Genomic DNA, 18,937 nt, shown 5'->3' with positions numbered 1-18,937 from the left:
TACATCTACAAACTTATCGGGTGCTTTCTGATAGACCGTTCTGGTTATATCCATAGACTGCCCGCCCATGCTCAATGTAGCGTTGGCTTTATATTCCAATGTCTCTACCTTATCCAGAGCTGCTTTTCCACCTATCGCTTTCACATAATTGGCAAGAACTGATTCTACAGAGACATTGGCATCGATAACTACCTTAGTAGGATCATCGACTATATTGCCAAAAGCATCGTAGTAAGTAATTGGGCCAAACGGTTTAAGCTTTTCGGCTACTTCTTCTGCTTTGCCTACCACAATAATATTGGCTTTGTCGGGTCTTATATAGCGCTTGGCCACTTCCAGAATATCTTCTTTAGTTACTGCATCTACTCTTTTCAGGTAGGTGGCATAGTAATCGTCCGGAAGGTTATTGAGTTCTGCACTCAGAGCAAAGTTGGCTACCGTGCCTCTACTCTCCAGCGACCGGGCAAAGGAACCCTTTGCGGAGTTTTTGGCTAGCTCCAACTCCTCATCGGTTACCAGCTCTGACGCTATTTTGTTGAGCTCGTAGATAAATTGGTTCAAGGCACTGTCGGTAACCTCATTTCTTACACTGGCCGAAGCATTGAAGGTGGCGCTATAGCGGCTTGACCCAATACTGGAATAGGCTCCATAAGTATATCCTTTATCTTCTCTCAGGTTCATATTCAGACGGGTTGAAAGACCTCCACCTCCTAAAATTTGATTAAGAAGCGACAATTTAACCGCATCTTCCGAACCCGGCTTATTATCTATTGGATATGAGATATTGATCACCGATTGTACCGAAGATGGACGGTCTACAAAAGCAATTGAGGTTTGAGTTACCGGCTTAGGTTGTTCAAAGGCCTCCTTTTCTACCTTGCCTTGCTTCCAGTTTTCAAAGTACTTTTTTACCAACTTCTGGGCTTCGCTCTTTTTTATATCGCCCACCACAATGAGATAGGCTATGTTGGGCTTAAAGTACCTGGCATAATGGTTTTTAAGATCCTGAAGCTCAATATTGTTTACTGTTTCTTCGGTAGTCAGTTCACCAAAAGGGTGATCTTTACCATAGTTCACTACCCCTTCAATGTTGGACGCAATGGCATCGGGACTATCTTGCGCCTGCTTAAGGCTGGTGAGTGTTTGCTCTATGGCTCGCTCAAATTCATCTTCAGGGAATGCGGGATTGTACAGTACATCGGTAAATATTTTCAGGATGTCTTCTTTGTACTTGGAAAGTGAGAAAGCACTTATTGAAGTGGCTCCCACGTTAAACGAAGCTCCCATAAAATCGATCTCCTCGTTGAGCTCTTCCTTCGATTTGCTCTTGGTTCCGGCCTCCATCACCTGACCAAAAATGCCGGTATAGCCTGCCTTATCGCCTTCAGTAATTACCCCGGCATCAAAGGTTAGGGTCCAGCTTAGAGTAGGTAGTTTGTCATTTTCAACCACAATAACGGTTAAACCATTTTTGAGCTTGAACTTTTCGTAGTCGCCAATTTCTATTTCACGGGCCGGAGCCGGTTCTGGTAGTTTGGTTCTGTCTATTTGCGCTGTGACTGCCAAAGACAGACACATAAGCGCTAAAGTGAATAACCTTTTCATTATCTGTTTCCTCCTTCCTTCTTAAGCTTGGTATCTCCTGGTTTTTGTTGTTCTGACTTGGGCCTGTAGGTAAGCACTATTTTATTTTCAGGCACCAGGTACTTTTTCGCTACTTTCATCAGGTCTTCCCTGCTTACTTTTCTGTAGCGTTCAATTTCGGTGTTGATGAGGTTGGCATCTCCAAAATATACGTGGTAGTCTGCCAGACTTTCAGCTATGGACTGTACCGAGCCATAACCCGATATAAAGTTGTTCTCTATTTGGTTTTTTAGTTTCTGAAACTCCCTTTCCGGTACCGGTTGATTCTTAACCTCTTCTACCAGTTTATCAATTTCAGCAGCCAGATCTTCGGTACTATAGCCTCCGTTAGGAAGAGCAAAGTTTATAAACAGTCCTCCGTCTTCAAGACCCAGCGGAATAGCCTGCACGGCCAATGCCATACCCTTCTCATCGACAAGGGTTTTCTGGAATCTGGAACTCTGACCACCGGACAATAACTGAGTAAGCAGTTGCAGGGCATAGTAATCATCCGTTCCTTGCGGAGGCATTCTATACCCCTGAATAACAGCGGGCACCTGAATATTATCGAACACGGTTTCTTCTACGGTACCGTCCAGTTCAGGAGCATCAATGGTTGGGCGGGGAATCTCTTTGGTTCCTCTCTTTATTTCTCCAAAATAGGCCTCTACCAGTTTTTTGGTCTGGGCTATATCTATATCGCCAGCTATAGAGAGCGTAGCATTATTGGGTACATAAAAGGTCTCGTAAAAGTCTACAAAGTCTGCTTCGGTTGCTGCATCTATATCTGCAAAACTACCAATGGGAGCCCATTCGTAGTTGGTTCCCTTGTAGGCATTGGCAAGCATTTTCTCCAAAATAGATCCGTAGGGTTGGTTATCTACCCTCAGCCTTTTCTCTTCTTTCACCACCTCCTTCTGAGTGGCAATTCCGGTAGAGTCGATTACGGCATGCAGCATTCGCTCTGACTCCATGTACAATCCGAGTTCCAACTGATTAGAAGGCAGGGTCTGATAGTAGTAGGTGCGGTCGTTAGAGGTATTGGCATTGAGTGTTCCTCCTGCCGCCTGAATAATTTTAAAGTATTCGCCCCTGCCAATATTGGGTGAACCTTCGAACATTAGGTGCTCAAAGAAGTGGGCAAAACCGGTTCGGCCGGGAGGTTCATTTTTTGAACCTACATGATACAACACCGCCACCGTAACTATAGGTGTGGTATTGTCTTGATGCAGGATAACGTGCAGTCCGTTGTCCAGATCGTATTCTTCAAACTCAATGTTCTGAGCCATCGCCACTGACAGCACTAAACTGAGTGTAAGAAGAAGGCTAATTTTTCTCATCATATTTCTATTTCAGTTTAACTACAAACTAAGTAAACAAGCAGAAAACTGCCAAGAGCAAGTGAAATGTTTAAAGGATTTGGCTTTGGATGAACGGATTATAGTCCAGATGCAATCGAGGCACATTTCTACAGTTTCCGGTTCTGGCTTATAAAGCTCAAACCAAATGCCGCCTGAAGGTTACCGGGTGATTATTTTTTTATACTGGAGAGCCTTATCTGCATCACAAAAAAGCCCCTCAGTATGCAACTGAGGGGCTTGGTAAATTCTAATCGCTTCTCCTCTCTGATTTATCTCTATTTTAAATCGTGAAGTAGTCGTTGCACTTCATGGGTTTTGAGCCGTGGACCAAACTGAGAAACTACTTTTGAGCTGGCCAAACTGGCCAGTTTTCCGGCCGCAGCCATGGTCATTCCGTTGGTAATGCCGTATAAAAATGCTCCGGCAAACATATCTCCCGCTCCGTTGGTATCTACAGCCTTTACGGCATATGGCTCTATATCTATGAAAGTATCGCCATCGAAAATCATAGCTCCGTTTTTACCCATGGTTATGGCAAACTGACGGGCCTCTTTCTTGAGGGCTTCCCGAGCTTCCTGAAGGTTATCTTTACCGGTAAAAGTCATGGCTTCATCTTCATTGCAGAAAAGCATATCGACCGATGGACCAATAACATCTTCGAACTGGGCTCTGAAAGCCTGAACAATAGAAGGGTCTGAAAGGGTAAGGGAGGTTTTTACTCCATTTTCTTCGGCAATTTTCTTAGCCAGTTTCATGGCTTCTACTCCTGAGTTGGAAGGGGTGAGGTAACCTTCCAGATAAATGTATTTAGAGTCTTTAATGGCTCTTTCGTCTACCTCCTTTACTGAAAGGTTGGTGGTAGCACCTAAGAAGGTATTCATGGTTCGCTCGGCATCGGGGGTAATCATTACCAGGCACTTTCCGGTAACTCCTTCATCTCTGGGTTTTCCATCCAGGTTGGTGTCTACCCCGGCATCGTTCATGTCTTTGAGATAAAAATCGCCATACTCATCGTTCGATACCTTGCAGGAGTAGAAAGAAGAACCACCAAACTGACTCACAGCTATCACAGAATTGGCTGCCGATCCGCCAGACTTTCTCACCAAATCGTTCTGGTTAATGGCATTTATCAACCTGAATTGAGTGGCTTCATCGACTAGCGTCATTAATCCTTTCTTTACTTTGTGATCATAAAGAAACTGGTCGTTCACTTGAAACTCTAAATCGACCAGGGCATTGCCCAAGCCATATACATCGTATTTTTTGCTCATAACAGGTTATAGAATAATTGCTGCTCGTTTAAACTCTTTGTTGGGGTCGAAAAGCTTGCGATAGGTAATGTGGGTTTTGTGAATTTCACCACCTATTTGCTCCACCACGCGCATCATTTTCGGGTTAAAGTCTCCGATCCAGTTCATTTCAATATCGTTGTAGTGAAAACCGTCTTTCCAGGCCATTTTCTTCACAAATGAAATTACCAAGCCTCCCTCTACCCCTTTCTTTTGATGCTCAGGCACCACTCCAAACACAATACCCAAGCCTGTTTTGCATACGCCTCTTTTGAGAAGGTACATAAACTTGAGCTTACTCCATAAATTCCATTGCCCATTCAGATGTTTATAGATTTGATTGAGCTCGGGAATTGAAATAAAGAATGCGATGGGACTACCCTTGTGAAAACCAAACCATAGCAGCTTGATATCCGCAATGGGTTTAAGCATTTTAAATGTGGCTTTTGCCTGTTGCATAGACATGGGTTTAACACCGCTATGGCCGGCCCAGGCTTTGTTGTAGACCTCGTAAAAGTATTCGTGGGCTACATCGTATTCCTTTTTGGTAATGTGACGAAACTCGTAGTCGGGGTCGTTGAGTGTTTTCTGCGCTTTTTCGTAGAAGCGTGGAGTAAAATCTACCTCGCTGCCCATTGGTCTTCGATAGGTAAACTGCTTGAAGTATTCTTTAAACCCATAGGCCTCAAAGAGGTCTTTGTAATAAGGTAAATGATAGGGCATTTGATAGTTGGGCTCATGAAAACCATCGACCAGCAAGCCCCACCAATTGTTTCGATCTCCAAAGTTTATGGGGCCATCCATAGCTTCCATACCTCGCTCTTCCAACCATTTTTTGGAAGCATCGAACAAGGCAAAAGCTGCCTCCCGACTGTTTATACACTCAAAAAAGCCCACTCCACCGGTAGGTTGTTCCTGGGCTTGTGCCACTTTTTTAATGTAGAAGGCCGCTATTCGGCCAATTACTTCATTACTATCGTTGAGGAGTATCCACCGAATGGCCTCACCTTGCTTGTAGTTTTTGTTCTTGGCCGGATCGAATACAGCCTTGATGTCCTTGTCTAGCGGACGAATCCAATTTTTCTCATGCTTATACAGCCTTACTGGCAGTAAAAGAAATTGTTTTTCAGTGGACTTATCGTTGACTTCTACCAGCTTCATCTCTCAAGGTCGCCAAAAATAAAGACTTATACCTTACGATAAAATGAGGATGAAAGGTTTTATGTGTACTTGCTCAGGTACATTGCACACTGAACAAAAATTAAGTCACTCAAAGTAAGCTGGTTAAATCTCTTTGTTAGCGTTTTCAAACAACTTTAAAATGCCTACAGCCCTTTTGCCCTATCCGGATAATCGGTAATAATACCATCTACCCCCCACTCCACTAATTTTTCCATACGCTCCCTGTCGTTTACAGTCCATGGCACCACCTTCATTCCTAGGCTATGGCTTAGTTCCACATCCTTTTTCCTCAAGAATGTATGGTTGGGACTATATATGGCCGGGGTAAATCCAAGTGTTTCAACCGTGGCCTCTACCCTTCGGGCATTCGAAACTAAGGCCACCAAGGTTACCTGAGGATATTTTTCATGGTAGTACTTCAGCACCCTAAAATCAAAACACTGAATGGTGTACCTGCTCTCAGGCAACTCTTGAGCAATAACCTGCTGCACTAAATCGGCAAATTCAGATACCTGAGGGTGGCTAATGCCATCACCTTTGGGGCTGCTCTTTAGTTCTATGTTATACATTACAGGGGGCAGATTGTTTTTCTTCAGATAGTTTTCCACGATGCGAATCATTTCGCGAAGCAGCGGCTTGGCTACCTTCATTTGTTCCTGTTGAGGGAATCTGGCATTACCACGGCTACCGCAGTCAAACGAAGCCACTTCTTCATAGGTCATTCGATAAATATTCAGCTCATGAGCCTCCGATTTGCTCACCGCCTCTCCATTGGGTTTGGAGCAGATATCGGCCGACATGTAGGGCTCATGCGAAATCACCACTTGTTTGTCTTTGGTAATCACCACATCCAGTTCCAGCGTGGTTACCCCTTCTTCTAAAGCTCTGATAAAGGCGGGAATGGTATTTTCAGGCAACAGCCCTCTCGCACCTCTATGACCCTGAATATCTAGTTGTTGCGAAAAAGCACTTTGTGCTAAGAAAAATGAAAACAGAAAGAAGACAGTCTTTTTATAAAACATAGAATACAGGTAAGATTAGTAATGCCCAAGTTACGCAGTTCATTAGCAATATTGGTTAAGGAAATGTTATTCTGCAAAACCCAAGTCAGAGAGCGCTTCAGGTCTAAAGTCCGAAGCCCGCTGCCGTTCATCAAAATTTGAAACCGCCACGTTCTTCAGCGCGTATGCCTCTTTGGAATTTTTTGAGAAAGTGGAAGAGAGACATCAACTAGAAGCGCAACCGGGCTACAAACTGGCTATTCCCCTATTTTTATTTACCAGCCTACCCTACTTCGGCACTCTGTTGTACGACTATATTCATTGCTGCGGCCATGTAGATAACACCTTTGCCTGGTTTGGTGGGTTTTATGTAATGCTTGGGGGAATTTACGTGTTGGCTAAAATTTTAAAGAAAGGAAAGCACGAAAAAGTGGTTTCCGTTTGACCAATTCAAAATCTAATTGTTAAACTTGCATCCTCGTTGGAAGCTAAGGGTTTCCACGAAGACTAATCGGGGTGTGGCGCCTGCCTGGGCTACGCTTCGGCAGGCAGGCAGTCCTCCGTACTGCTTGTTGGATGAGAGTAAAGACTCTCTGATACCGGAATTAATCAGGCAGTTTTATTGATCGGGGTGTGGCGCAGTCCGGTAGCGTACTTGCATGGGGTGCAAGGGGTCGCTGGTTCGAATCCAGTCACCCCGACAAAACAAAAGAGGCCAATTGGCCTCTTTTGTTTTTTAACTTCAGCTTCTCTTACAACCAATACCCCCAGCCGCTTGTCTGTTTTCATAAAAGTATTAGTAAAAGAATGGTTTTGCGTAATCCTTTTTATTTTTCTGGCTTAACAGCAATTTGTTGAAACACCTTCTATTCATTTACGCTATACTATCGTTTTTGGTAGCCGGAGGCCTGCTTTTTAAAAACTCGGGTAAGGCCCCGCTTACATTGGGGGTATTCATTCTTATGCTAGGGCTGGAGATTCTGGTCTTTCTATATGGTACCAGCCCGTTCATAAACCTCTACCCGGAGTACTATATTCAGTATTACTATCTGTCAGGCTTTATCTTTGGTCCTCTTCTGCTTTGGCACCTTCAGCTTTGCATCCGCAAGTCTTTCACCTTGCGCCCGGTGCACGCCCTGCACTTGCTCCCCTTCCTTTTGGCCATTATCTACCTATGGGACATCCTTCAAATGTCGGGCATAGAAAAACTTATTTATATACAAGAAAACTTTATGGAGGTAATTATGCCCCTGAACTATGTAAGGGCCATGCACCTTGTTACATATGGTGTTGTTATGATTATACTTCTGGCTCGCAAAGGGTTTTCTCTAGCTCCCAAAGAGCGACTCTACACCTGGCTTATTACTGCCATTTACTTTATTTCTTGTGTCACCATTTCTTGGTTTACAGAGTTTGCCAATACCTGGAGAGACTTTGATGTGTATTATGTGATTACCTCCACACTCACCTTGCTAATTGGTTACCTACTCTATACCGACCCTGATTTTCTAAAGCAGATTACGCGCAAATACATGAAGTCGACCATTTCGGCCAAAGACAAAAAACGCATTAGCAAAAAGATCGAAGAAGCATTCAAGGATCCGAAACTATGCCAACGCAACGACCTCAGCCTTTCCGATTTCGCCCTGCACATTGAAGAAAAAAGCCACCACATCTCCCAAACTTTTTCAGAAGTGATCAACGAATCGTTTCAGGAACATTTGAACCGTCACCGTATAGAACTGGCCAAGCAGCTGCTTACTAATCCGGAATACAAGCGATTTACCATTGAAGCCATTGGCCAAAAAGCGGGTTTCAACAACAAGGTCACATTTGGGCAATCGTTTAGAAAATTTGCCGGCTGCACACCCTCTCAATACCGCAAGGAAAACCCCAGTACCAATCGTAAAAGTTGTTAATCCCAATTGGAATTAACAACTGCAAAGCCTATTTAACGGCAATGCGCTCCCACACCACGTACTTTCACAAGCATGAAAGTGGCACCACTATATTCATCATTGGCTTTGGTTCTTTTACTAAGCCTGAGCAACTGTAAGAAAGACGACAGTGTTTCTCCATCCAATTGTGGTGATGATTTATCTCCCCCACTTAAACAAAGCTATGAGCGCGATGTGGCCGGTATTGCCATAGCTTATATGTTAGAAACAGAACATCCCCTGGCCCACGAAATAGAATTACCCGGTTCAGTAACCGATAAAATATGGGGTGGACTCGATGCCATTTTCCGCAGCACTCTACCCCAAAGAGATTCCATTTTTTCTCAATACTGTGTACATCATGTAGTGAATAATCAGGCGGTTTACAGCTGCATTGCCCAGGTAAATGAAGACTCTGAAGTGGCCCGAGCCTGGGCTTCAGGAGAAACAAGCACCGGCATAGCCGCAATAGACGGGCTTTTGGAAACATATGGCTTTAGTCTAACACAGTACAACAACCACACAGCCGTAATTCGTACCGATAGGTTGTTGAACATGCCTGCTTTTGCCCGGGCCCTGAAAGCCAGCCACCGCGATATTACCAATGCACAACCCAACCTACTAACAGCCGGTGCGGGCAGAATATACTACAATCAGACCCATGACATTCGCTACTACGACTTTGTGTTTGAGTGGCACGACTGCTACGATTTATGCGATAACTATCACCGCTGGAAATTCAGTGTAGACAATCTATGCCGTGTGGCCTTTTTAGGCACTGAATCAGGGGGAGTAAACGGCTCACAACCCTTGCCGGAACCCTTAAACTGCGGTCTTTAACCAACCATAACCATGAAAAGAAAAACAATTGCAATCGTTTTGGCCACCCTGGCACTTTTTGCCTGGAATGCCATTTCATGGATGGGGCTGCCCTTTCACGGGCAGTCTCTCCAGCCCCTACCCGATGCCGTGGTAGAGTTTACCAAACTTAGTAGTGTTCGTCTGGAAGATGGAGTATATCATTACCCCGGTTTTCCGGAAGACAACAGTCCGGAAAGCCTCCAAAAGTTGGAACAAAAACTGGCTACAGGCCCCCGAATCCCTCTAATGGTGTACAAATCGGGGCCATCACAATTGTTCAATCCGACTGATTTTTTGCAAAGCCTCCTCATTAACCTTTTTACTGTTGGTGCTCTCTATCTTCTTTTAGCACAGGTAAAACCTCAAGACTTGCGAACCACCCTTTTGGCTTGCCTGTTAGCCGCCATGCTAACAGGCTTTGCCTCCGATCTGGCCCTGATGAACTGGTACAAGTTATCGTTGGAGTTTGTAATTCCCAACATGGCCGATCATATTATAGGCTTCTGTCTGGCCGGGATCATCCTCTTTTCTGTATTCTTTAAAAGACTCACCTATGTGGCTTAAAACGAGCCTTTGCCTTTTAATATGTATCCTTGGCATAAGGCCTGCCAGTGCTCAGACTAACTCAACCGACAGCCTGCTATCACTAGCTGTGCAAAACAATGATTACGACCGGGCTAAAGAGCTGTTGCCAGCGGGGGCAAACCCAAATACCCTCATCGATAATGGCCTAAAACCCTCCGTACTAATGTATGCCAGTGCCTTTGCCGATGGAAAAGTTATGGACTTACTTTTGGATGCCGGAGCCGAGCTCAACTCACTCGATGCAAATGGAGACCCAGCCCTGAATTGGGCGGCATACTATGGCCATGCAGCCCATATGAAAAAACTCATAGCCGCTGGAGCCGACATATCTATTCACAGTAAGCACGGCAACGCCCTGGATGTAGCTTATAGGTTGTGGCATGCCGATTCGGTCATACAAGTTTTCAAAGGTACCACACTCGATAGCGGAACACCCCGGCTATTGGAGCAACTCATCCGGGCTGTGCGATCGCGACAAAGCCACTGGTTGAAAAAAGAGCTTCCAAAAAGCATCTACATCAATCGGCTCGATGGGCTTGGACAAGGCCCTCTGCATCATGCCGTCAGAATCAATGCCCCGGAAATAGTTGCACTTCTATTGGCCAACGGTGCACAACCCAATCTGTTGAACCGGGTTGGGCAAAGCCCCCTTGCCATTGCCGCACGTTACGGGTATCTGCCTTTGGTTACTCAACTCTTAGAAGCCGGGGCCAACCCCAATCTGGCTGGTGAAAGCTATGGCCTCACTCCGCTCATTGGTGCTGTTGTGGGAGGCCATTTGGATGTAATTAAAGCACTGATTGAAGCGGGAGCAGATTTGGATCATCGCGATGTAATCAACCAATCTACGGCTTTGCACTGGGCTATATTCTACGAAAATACAAAAGCCGCCCGTCTACTTCTCGACAAAGGAGCCAGCTACACAATAGCTTGCTTCGATGGCTCTGAAACGGCCTATACCCTGGCTCTGGGCTACGGAAACGAAGAATTAAAAAGCTATATAGAGCAGATACGCAGCACGAACAATCAATTGATAGGCTCTTGGAAGCTCTCGCAAATCGACTACATCTACTCCGACACCACCTACACTTTTCAGGGTCAGGAAGGTAGTTTGCTGATTGGCCGCAACCGCTATAGCATTGTGTACACCCCAACCGCCAAAGCCCGAAAAGCATTTTCTGCTTTATCTGCCCCAAGCGACAAGGAAACCATAACAGCTTTCAGAAATATAGTATTTAACAGTGGCCCCTATAGCCTCATGGACGAACATGTATTTCTGGCGGTTCCGGACATAGCCAAGGTACCCGGTTTTGAAGGTGGCCGACAATACTATGCTTTTACAATAACCCAGGATACACTAAGTCTGAAACTTTACGATGAGACCTACCCCAATGGTCAAAAACCCGAGTGGCACGGTCAACTGGAAGTACTATTAACATTTAAGAAGGAAAAATAACCCCATTTATGAGAGGACTATTACTATTCATCTTCATAGGTCTTTCTATGCAAGTTGCAAAAGCTCAAAACAACCAACGCATATCTATTGCTGCCATGACTGAGAGTATGGCCTTTCCGTTTACACGGTTTACGCCACTGCACCCGGGTATGGAAATGAGCTACGAGCTCAATGAAAAAAAACACACCAACAGGCTCAGTAACATGAACCTGCAATTGGGTTGGTATTTTCACCGCAAAGTAGAAAACGCCTTCTACCTGAAGGCCGAATGGGCAGTGAGTTTTAAGATTAGCGACTCGTTTACAGCCGATGTCTATTATGGAGCAGGATACATGCACGTGTTCTACCCCGGTAAAGTGTATGAGCTAAACCCCGATAGTGGCACCTTTGAAAGCATAAAACAAACGGGCCGCCCTCACTTGCTGGCCAATGCGGGCCTGGGTTTCACTTATCGGAACTCATCGGCCTGGGAGCCATTCATACGCCAGGATTTCGCCATTGAAACTCCGTTTGCCAATGGTATCCCCGTAATGGTACACTCATTTCTGAAAGCAGGTACTCACATAAAACTTCAGCAGAAATGAACCGAACCTATTTACTTCCGACCCTTTTCATAGTTCTTTTGTGGGCTTGCGCCAATCCCGATATATACCCCGAAAGCTACTATAGCTGCTCGTTCAACTTCAACGATTCCAGCCAAAATCATCCCAGGGCAGCGGTTTATCAGGAGATTCTGGACAGAAACCGGGAAGCAGGAATTGTGGGTGCTGCCATGATGATTAAAGACAGTGATGGCGTGTGGATTGGAGCCAGTGGCAAGGCCGATATTGCTTCGGGAATCGATGTGGCTCCTTGTAGTCCCTTTCTGATTGCCAGCATCAGCAAATCGTTTACAGCCGCCACCATAATGGCCCTTAAAGATGATGGCCTATTATCATTGGACGACCCCGTAACGGAATGGGTGGATGGCAAAATAGCCGAGAAACTCGAGAACGTGAAGGGTAGTACTTTGCGCCATTTATTGAGCCACACCAGTGGTATTCCCGATTATTATACCCTGCAATTTGAATTGGATCGGATTAACCGCGAAGACAACGGCTGGACTCAGGAAGAAGTATTGGCCTATGCTTTCGGCAAAAAAGCCACCAATGCCATTGGAGAAACCTACTACTACTCCAATACCAATTACCTGCTATTGGGCATGATCATAGAAAAAGCCTCAGGGCTATCGCTTCAAGAAGCCTACGAGCAAAAAATCTTTATCCCGGCCGGGCTTTCTAGTGCATACTACAGCACCACCCGGCCCATTCCACCGGGCACTGTAAAAGGCTATGTAGATATTTACGGCAACGGTCAGTATGTAGAAAGTGAGTTTCTCTACAGAGATGAGCTAAACACAGCCGATGGAGGCATAGCCATAAATGCTTACGATCTGGGGTTATTTTTCGAAAAATTGCTCAAGGGCGACATCATTAGTGAGCAATCATTAGCAGAAATGACTGCCTATAAAGACTTACCTTCCGATTGGGTAGATGAGGATTTTGGCCATTTCCAAAATGGTCTGGGGCTAGAACACAACCACACCCCCTATGGCAATTCCAGCGGTCATACGGGAGGTATCGATGGTTTTCTAACCATTGCCCAATACTTTCCTGAGCACGATGCCACGTTTATTCTGCTGGTAAACAGCGGATCATATGAAAACCAACAACGGCTGAACATATACAGAGAGTCACTAAAAGCGATGTTTAATGAGTAGGCTACTTTTGAGCACCATCTCAATTTTTCAACTCCTTCAAGGCTGCAGCGGAGATCTTAGCCGGCCCGTTATGATTGATGGGCAAATTAGCACTACGGAATGGGCCGATGCCCACGTTGTAACCCTTGACTCGCTCAATAGCATTTATTCAAAGTCGGATGAGTACTACTACTATGTGGCCGTAAAAAGTAAGCTAACTAAACCCTTGTATGTCGATGTGTTTATACAACAAGCCTCCGGTTTGCTCAATATTCACGCATCTTCCCAACTCGGTGCACGCTCATTGCCAGACAGCACCTGGACAGACACCGAACCACCCACTCTCTGGGGGTACACGGTTGGCTGGACGGCCAACACCGTGCGCTTCGACAGGAAAAAAATGCAGCTTGCCCGAGACAGTATGCCGGAGGTCAACCCTTACTCCAGCAGCTACATAGCCTATGATGGCATGGAGTTTCAGTTTAGCAAAAAGCACTTCGACTTAAACAATGCCCTATGGCGCATAGAAATCCGCAATATGATTGGGCCGGAAGGTTTTCAACCAGTGATCTTCCCGGTCAATTCAACCCGAAAACAAACCATTAACTGGACCACGCTAAACTTTTAAACCATGAGAATTTTTGCCTTGCTCTTTTGTTTACACCTATTCTACTTACCCATTAAGGCCAAACAACTCAGCGGACTACCCGAAGGCACTACCTTGCATAAGCTTACCCTGTCAAACGGTTCCTTTTGGGCTGTAGACTATGGTGGGGGCCATATTTTTGCCAGCAATGACCTCGGTAGGTCATGGCAACAAAAAGCCCATTTAGGAGCAGAGTTCTTTGAAGACATACAGTTTACGGATTCCCTGACAGGCTATGTATGCGGAGACTACGGCTATGTTTATAAAACAACCGATGGCGGAAACCACTGGACCGAAATAAGCCCATTGGTTCCCGGCCGAATTAAGGAACATTACCGAAACATTCCAGGCAAGAACCAGCAACCGAAAGGGGTTTTTGTGGCTTACTACGACATGCACTTTAAAGATGCACAGAACGGCTACATCTCAGGATTTAGCACCGAGCCATCGGCTGAAAAACCTTCATTTTCACCCATAGCTTTTACCACTACCGATGGTGGAAAAACCTGGAATCAGATTAGTCGTCAGTTGCTTAATACCGAAGATTATAGAGCCGGGTCTCCGGCCTACATGAACGGGATGTTCTACCTGAACGACCGGCAGATTTGGAAGACCAGAAAGGTGAATAACAACTGGGTGGTACAGCATTCGGAGGATGGAGGAAATACCTGGGAAAATGCTTTGCTTCCGGGTTTTAAGCCGGACGACCGGTGGGTGCTCCGAAAAGTACTTTTTCAGAATGCCAACGATGGTTTTGTAATTGGCGGAACTCTGGACGAAGACAGCCCAAAAGCCCTTGTTTTCAGAACCAGAGATGAAGGCAATACCTGGTCCGTATTGCCCAATGAATGGCCTCACCTGCACGATGCCTTGCTGGTGAGCAATACTTTATTTGTGACCGGCAAAAACGGACTTATCGACTCCATTTCACTTAACTCAGGGCCTCGCTGGACCTCCCTACAGCACTTACCGGAAAACTACTCCATTGATGGCAGTGTCTCGATACACGAAATTCGCGATACCACTTATATGAGGGAAGTGAGCCGATCCCCACTTTATGTAGTGAAAAAATCGACCGACTTCACCTACATAGGGATACGATCCAACAACTTCACCATACTCAATGCCTATTTGGTAAATAATGATTCACTGAAGATACTTCATGCCTCAGCCGCTCTGGGTCAGGCAGATTACAAACGGTCCGGCCAACAACTAACCACACCAACGGAAAACTTCGAATGGATTTATCGTGACCCGGCTTCATGGGACGAGAAACATCCGAATGGAGTCAATACTATTGAAGAGTTTTATGAACGTTTTGGCTGGACGGCCAACACCTGGACCATGGGCTCTTACAGGGAGTTCGAAATGGTTATTTCCAATCAACACTTTGACAAAAACACCCAACTCGTGGTGAGTTTTGGTTCGCTGAAAGAAGACACCTATGGTATTCGCTTCTACCTCAATGGTGAGGAAATTTCACTCACCGGCACCCCGGCTAACGATAAGTCGCTGCACGATGGCTACCTGATTAACCCAATTTCACTAAACCCTGCACTCCATGAAAAGTAAGTGGATGCTTGTGTTTTCAGGGTTGCTCCTGGCCTCATCTGTTCAGGCGCAAGGCATAGCTCTCGACTCACGAGATGGACAGGAATACCCCACTTTGCCCTTGAATGGGCAGGAATGGTTTACCAGAAATGTTTCCTACCAAGGCTCTGAAGTCTCGGCACTTTGCCCGGTGGAAACTGACTGCCACACCCTGGGACTTTTTTACCACTGGGCCGACACTGCCAAAATTTGCCCGGAAGGCTGGCAATTGCCCTCCTTCGCCCACTTGTTAGACTTGATTGCAGGATTAGAAGGCGAGGCCAATAGCCGGGGAGGCAAACGGGTTCATCGCCAGGTTTTGGATCCTTTGAACATAGAAATGGCGGGCATTTACCTTGCTGAAAACGAAACTCCCCTGCGTGCCCGAGGCTCCATGGAAGTTTGGCTGAGCCGCACAGATACGGTCTGGAACAACCCTGCCCCCGAAAGTCAACCATACAACGGCCTTAAAATCATAGGCCTTCATCTCTACCATCAGGGTAAAGACAGCACAACCATAGAGCCAACCTACATCAGTGCAACTTCAGACATGCTCATTAACTGCCGATGCATTAAGAAACAATAGCCCTAAACCGATATGAAAAGAAGTATCAGCGTCTTTCTAGTGCTTATTACCCTTGGCCCTTCCGCGCTCTCAACCCTAAATGCTCAAGGTCATTATCCCGTTGGTTACCGGGCCATTGAATGGGTCGATTCGCTTCGTCAGGAAAATTCACTCCACAATTATTTGAAAGAATCACCCGAGCAGCGTTACCGTAAGTTGCTCATTCATGTTTGGTATCCGGCCATTGCTTCTACCCAACCTGAATACATGAGTCATAAAGACTACCATTGGGCGGTAGAAGAGTTTCTGCAACAAAAAGTACCCGATGCTGCTAGCCGTACACAGCAAGAGGAGCGCCTGCTCTCCTCACTCCCCCTGACCTCGGCCCGTAGCCTTTTTGAAGAAAAATCGCTGGCCATTAAGAATGCCCACCCCATAGAATCGGCTTTTCCTCTTTTAATTCATTCAGGGCATGTGAAGGCTCAGTGGGCCTTCCACGAAGCAATGGCGCAGAAGGGTTTTATTGTTTTGGCTGTGGATGGTCTGGATATGCCTTATCAGGAACTTAGCTCTGTTGAAGATTTGCTTTTTGGTCTGCGCTTTATAACCGCACATTTGGGGTTGAAATACAAGAGCCTATTAGGTTTGGGCAGTGGTTATGGAGGGGCTGTTATCTTCGCGCTACAACAGGCCACCGGCATATTGGACGGTATTATTTCATTTGACGGTACAGAAACCTGGAAAGGCAGTACCAAACATTTTCAAGAGCTCTTCCCCCTGCACTATCAAATTCAAAAACTCAACATACCTTATGTTATGGTGCATGGGCCAGATACCAGCCGCATCGATAGTTCGTTTCAAAGCACATTCCGCTATGCCAACCAGTACTGGATTCGCCTGGCTGACAGCCTGGCCACTCATGGTTTATTTCAATACCCACATGCCATTAACCAGTACCGCAGTGCCCATATGGCCGAAGCTTCGCAACATTTGCTGCAACTAAAGGTGACACTCACAGAAGCCCTCAACAATTCACTCAACGACACTATAATGGAGCCTTTTGGCTTTATTCGGAAGCCGGATAAACTCACCCACTTCCCTCCGCTGCCCCCTCCTCTTCAAAAGGAGGAAATCGTGAAACTCAAAGAGCAGCTAGGCTGGAGTGGGCTCAAAGAGCTTCTGCAAACACAATTGGCCAAAGATGCCGGCTTTGTGAGTTTTGACCCATTATTTCTATTGGGGAGAGACCGAACGTGGACAGGACAAATTGAAGATGGTTTGCCCTATCTGAAACTAGCCAACGAACTGTTTCCGAGCCGGCCGGGAGCTTATATAGAGTTACTTAAGGCCTCTTACTGGCTCAAAGACACCAAGCTGAATCAGCAATACTTAAAGCACATAGAATCGGCTCTGGAGCATTCACTCATTGAAGATTCGCCTGCTCTGCAAAAACTCATGGAGCGATATAGTCTCGGCCATCAATGAATACATTCCCAACTCATGTATAACCAAAAACTCATTTCTCTATGCCTTTACTGGCGTTTATATACATAAAGGGCTGAGATTTTAAGCTAACTCGCCCGAGACGCAATTATCTCCTTTTTCTAAACGACAATCACCTCTGACCAAGTGCGCAAAAACACTTAACAGGAAAATGATAGAGTTAACTATCAGCCTCGGCTGTTTTGTAAAAGAGCGTATTCACATTAGCTAATAAACGACCAGTCGTTGATCTCCCTCTGGGTCTGTTAGCTGTACGGCCAAAAACGTATGTGGATAATTTTGTTGATAAGAATATTCGAAGGAAAATTTCTTGAGGTAAGGTGTTGAACCTGCAACACATTTAAGAAATCTTTTCATTATATTTGAGATACAGAAAACGAGAGCGATTCTTTGAACTCCGCGAGACTTGATAAGCTTCCAAAACTTATCAAGGGTGTTTCATCGAATTGTGTGAGGAAAGCTTCCAAACCTTTCCTCTTCTCATTTTCTATATCTCTTCCAATAGTATCAATACCAGTAGTATCTCTATCTATTAGATGTCTTAAAGTTAGTTATTTAAAAAATTATTTTAAATTATTAGTAATAAAATTTTTATAACTACTTCTTCTTCCCCTCTTTCTTTTCCTTGCTTACAGATACTTTAAGAACATCATCAAGACTTCCTTTTATCTGTAACTTGTCCTGCTTATTCTTCTGTGTTTCTTTCTGTTTCTGTTTCTTCGACATAGTTTAAAGTTATATAAAAAGACTACCCCTATTACAAAAGGGTAGTCATCTAATGTTATGTTCCCAATATTCTTCACTATTGAGATATTCTAATCTAACAAGAAACTTATTCTTGTACATTCTAGCTTCAAATGAACCATCTTCATCAGGGTAGTTCCAATTCAGTTTTTCACAAAGACGTTTCCACCATCTGTGTTCTTCTTCAATTTTCTCCTGCCTGTTTCTATAAGGATGATTCAAAGACTCTTTTTGATATTGTAATAACAAATCCTCCATATTTATGCTGTTAATTCATCATAAGACAAATAGCTTTCGCTTTCCCTCAAGAACTTATTGAACTTTTCTCTGGGTGTGGAGGCTCTTTCATTGAACCTTGCAGCAAACTCATCAAGGTATCTCTCTAGGTGTTTATCGCTAACCTGATGATATATTCCGTATAGGCCTCTTTTAAGTACGCTCCAAAAGTTCTCAATTGTATTAGTATGAACCTCCCCGTCAACGTAGACCGAAAGTGAGTGATTGATTGTTTCGTGGTTGTACCACTTGCCCAACCCACTGTAGCCCTTGAACTCATCGGTGTTCAACCTAGCCCCTTCGGGTACGTGCTGTTCGATGAATGAAACCATATTCTCCTTTGTGGCGTTGGGGACGTGCCTTAAAACAACCTTTCCAGACCGTTCGATAAGCCCCAGGACAATTTTCTTCTCCTTGTATGGCTTGCCATCATTTCTCAGGAGCTTGTTTTCCCTTGAACGCCTATGCCTGAAGTGCTTGTTGGTCTCCCTTCCGCCTATGTAGGTTTCATCGGCCTCTACCATATTGTTCTCACCTGACATTGCAGGAGCTTTCTCCTTCAGCATCTCACGTATTCTGT

19 protein-coding genes and 1 tRNA gene are annotated in these 18,937 nt (G+C 45.1%); 12 read left to right on the top strand and 8 right to left on the bottom strand.

Going from position 1 to position 18,937, the window contains the following annotated elements:
* The 5 genes from B3763_RS01475 to B3763_RS01455 all read right to left on the bottom strand — a co-directional run.
* A partial coding sequence (locus B3763_RS01475; protein WP_286742875.1) for a M16 family metallopeptidase occupies positions 1 to 1,605 on the bottom strand: 1,605 nt, incomplete at its 3' end.
* Complete coding sequence (locus B3763_RS01470) at positions 1,605 to 2,966, bottom strand: pitrilysin family protein (RefSeq protein ID WP_308440978.1); 1,362 nt, start codon at positions 2,964 to 2,966, stop codon at positions 1,605 to 1,607. The genes B3763_RS01470 and B3763_RS01475, both read right to left, overlap by 1 nt.
* Positions 2,967 to 3,259: 293 nt before the next feature.
* Positions 3,260 to 4,255, bottom strand: a complete 996-nt coding sequence (locus tag B3763_RS01465) for an adenosine kinase (protein ID WP_286742873.1) — start codon at positions 4,253 to 4,255, stop codon at positions 3,260 to 3,262.
* A 6-nt stretch (positions 4,256 to 4,261) separates the two neighbouring features.
* On the bottom strand, positions 4,262 to 5,434 hold the full coding sequence (locus B3763_RS01460; RefSeq protein ID WP_286742871.1) for a hypothetical protein: 1,173 nt from the start codon (positions 5,432 to 5,434) through the stop codon (positions 4,262 to 4,264).
* A gap of 164 nt (positions 5,435 to 5,598) precedes the next feature.
* The gene (locus B3763_RS01455) at positions 5,599 to 6,477 is read right to left on the bottom strand and encodes a glycerophosphodiester phosphodiesterase (protein WP_286742869.1); all 879 of its coding nucleotides are present in this window, start codon (positions 6,475 to 6,477) and stop codon (positions 5,599 to 5,601) included.
* A 190-nt stretch (positions 6,478 to 6,667) separates the two neighbouring features.
* On the opposite strand from B3763_RS01455, the gene B3763_RS01450 reads away from it, so the two are divergent.
* The 12 genes from B3763_RS01450 (at position 6,668) to B3763_RS01395 (ending at position 17,319) form a co-directional block, all read left to right on the top strand.
* Complete coding sequence (locus tag B3763_RS01450) at positions 6,668 to 6,901, top strand: hypothetical protein (protein ID WP_189631740.1); 234 nt, start codon at positions 6,668 to 6,670, stop codon at positions 6,899 to 6,901.
* A gap of 182 nt (positions 6,902 to 7,083) precedes the next feature.
* Positions 7,084 to 7,157: transfer RNA gene (locus B3763_RS01445), tRNA-Pro, on the top strand.
* Positions 7,158 to 7,310: 153 nt separating this feature from the next.
* The gene (locus B3763_RS01440) at positions 7,311 to 8,375 is read left to right on the top strand and encodes a helix-turn-helix domain-containing protein (protein WP_286742866.1); all 1,065 of its coding nucleotides are present in this window, start codon (positions 7,311 to 7,313) and stop codon (positions 8,373 to 8,375) included.
* Positions 8,376 to 8,447: 72 nt separating this feature from the next.
* Positions 8,448 to 9,233 (top strand): hypothetical protein, encoded by a 786-nt coding sequence (locus B3763_RS01435; RefSeq protein ID WP_286742864.1) that lies wholly within the window; start codon positions 8,448 to 8,450, stop codon positions 9,231 to 9,233.
* Between the two features lie 12 nt (positions 9,234 to 9,245).
* Positions 9,246 to 9,818 (top strand): hypothetical protein, encoded by a 573-nt coding sequence (locus B3763_RS01430; RefSeq protein WP_286742863.1) that lies wholly within the window; start codon positions 9,246 to 9,248, stop codon positions 9,816 to 9,818.
* Complete coding sequence (locus tag B3763_RS01425) at positions 9,808 to 11,295, top strand: ankyrin repeat domain-containing protein (protein ID WP_286742861.1); 1,488 nt, start codon at positions 9,808 to 9,810, stop codon at positions 11,293 to 11,295. Before B3763_RS01430 ends, B3763_RS01425 begins: the two co-directional genes overlap by 11 nt.
* 8 nt (positions 11,296 to 11,303) lie before the next feature.
* Positions 11,304 to 11,879 carry a hypothetical protein gene (locus B3763_RS01420; RefSeq protein ID WP_286742860.1) on the top strand — a complete coding sequence of 192 codons (576 nt, stop codon included), beginning with the start codon at positions 11,304 to 11,306 and terminating at the stop codon, positions 11,877 to 11,879.
* Positions 11,876 to 13,054 carry a serine hydrolase domain-containing protein gene (locus B3763_RS01415; protein WP_286742858.1) on the top strand — a complete coding sequence of 393 codons (1,179 nt, stop codon included), beginning with the start codon at positions 11,876 to 11,878 and terminating at the stop codon, positions 13,052 to 13,054. Before B3763_RS01420 ends, B3763_RS01415 begins: the two co-directional genes overlap by 4 nt.
* On the top strand, positions 13,047 to 13,661 hold the full coding sequence (locus tag B3763_RS01410) for a hypothetical protein (RefSeq protein WP_286742855.1): 615 nt from the start codon (positions 13,047 to 13,049) through the stop codon (positions 13,659 to 13,661). Before B3763_RS01415 ends, B3763_RS01410 begins: the two co-directional genes overlap by 8 nt.
* Positions 13,662 to 13,664: 3 nt before the next feature.
* Positions 13,665 to 15,251, top strand: a complete 1,587-nt coding sequence (locus B3763_RS01405) for a WD40/YVTN/BNR-like repeat-containing protein (RefSeq protein WP_286742852.1) — start codon at positions 13,665 to 13,667, stop codon at positions 15,249 to 15,251.
* A complete protein-coding gene (locus tag B3763_RS01400) occupies positions 15,241 to 15,855 on the top strand; it encodes an FISUMP domain-containing protein (protein WP_286742850.1) in 615 nt (204 codons plus the stop codon). The genes B3763_RS01405 and B3763_RS01400 overlap by 11 nt, the downstream gene beginning before the upstream one ends.
* 12 nt (positions 15,856 to 15,867) lie before the next feature.
* Entirely contained in the window at positions 15,868 to 17,319 is a 1,452-nt protein-coding gene (locus tag B3763_RS01395) for a hypothetical protein (RefSeq protein WP_286742848.1), read from the top strand.
* 615 nt (positions 17,320 to 17,934) lie between these two features.
* Here B3763_RS01395 and B3763_RS01390 read toward each other — a convergent pair.
* The 3 genes from B3763_RS01390 to B3763_RS01380 all read right to left on the bottom strand — a co-directional run.
* The gene (locus B3763_RS01390) at positions 17,935 to 18,063 is read right to left on the bottom strand and encodes a hypothetical protein (RefSeq protein ID WP_286742846.1); all 129 of its coding nucleotides are present in this window, start codon (positions 18,061 to 18,063) and stop codon (positions 17,935 to 17,937) included.
* 45 nt (positions 18,064 to 18,108) lie between these two features.
* Entirely contained in the window at positions 18,109 to 18,339 is a 231-nt protein-coding gene (locus tag B3763_RS01385; protein ID WP_286742843.1) for a hypothetical protein, read from the bottom strand.
* A gap of 2 nt (positions 18,340 to 18,341) precedes the next feature.
* The coding region (locus B3763_RS01380) for an IS1595 family transposase (RefSeq protein ID WP_286742841.1) at positions 18,342 to 18,937 on the bottom strand (596 nt) is incomplete at its 5' end.

This window comes from Roseivirga sp. UBA1976 (assembly GCF_002336325.1).
Classification (GTDB): Bacteria; Bacteroidota; Bacteroidia; order Cytophagales; family Cyclobacteriaceae; genus Roseivirga; species Roseivirga thermotolerans.
This window is presented reverse-complemented; position numbering and strand designations above follow the sequence as displayed.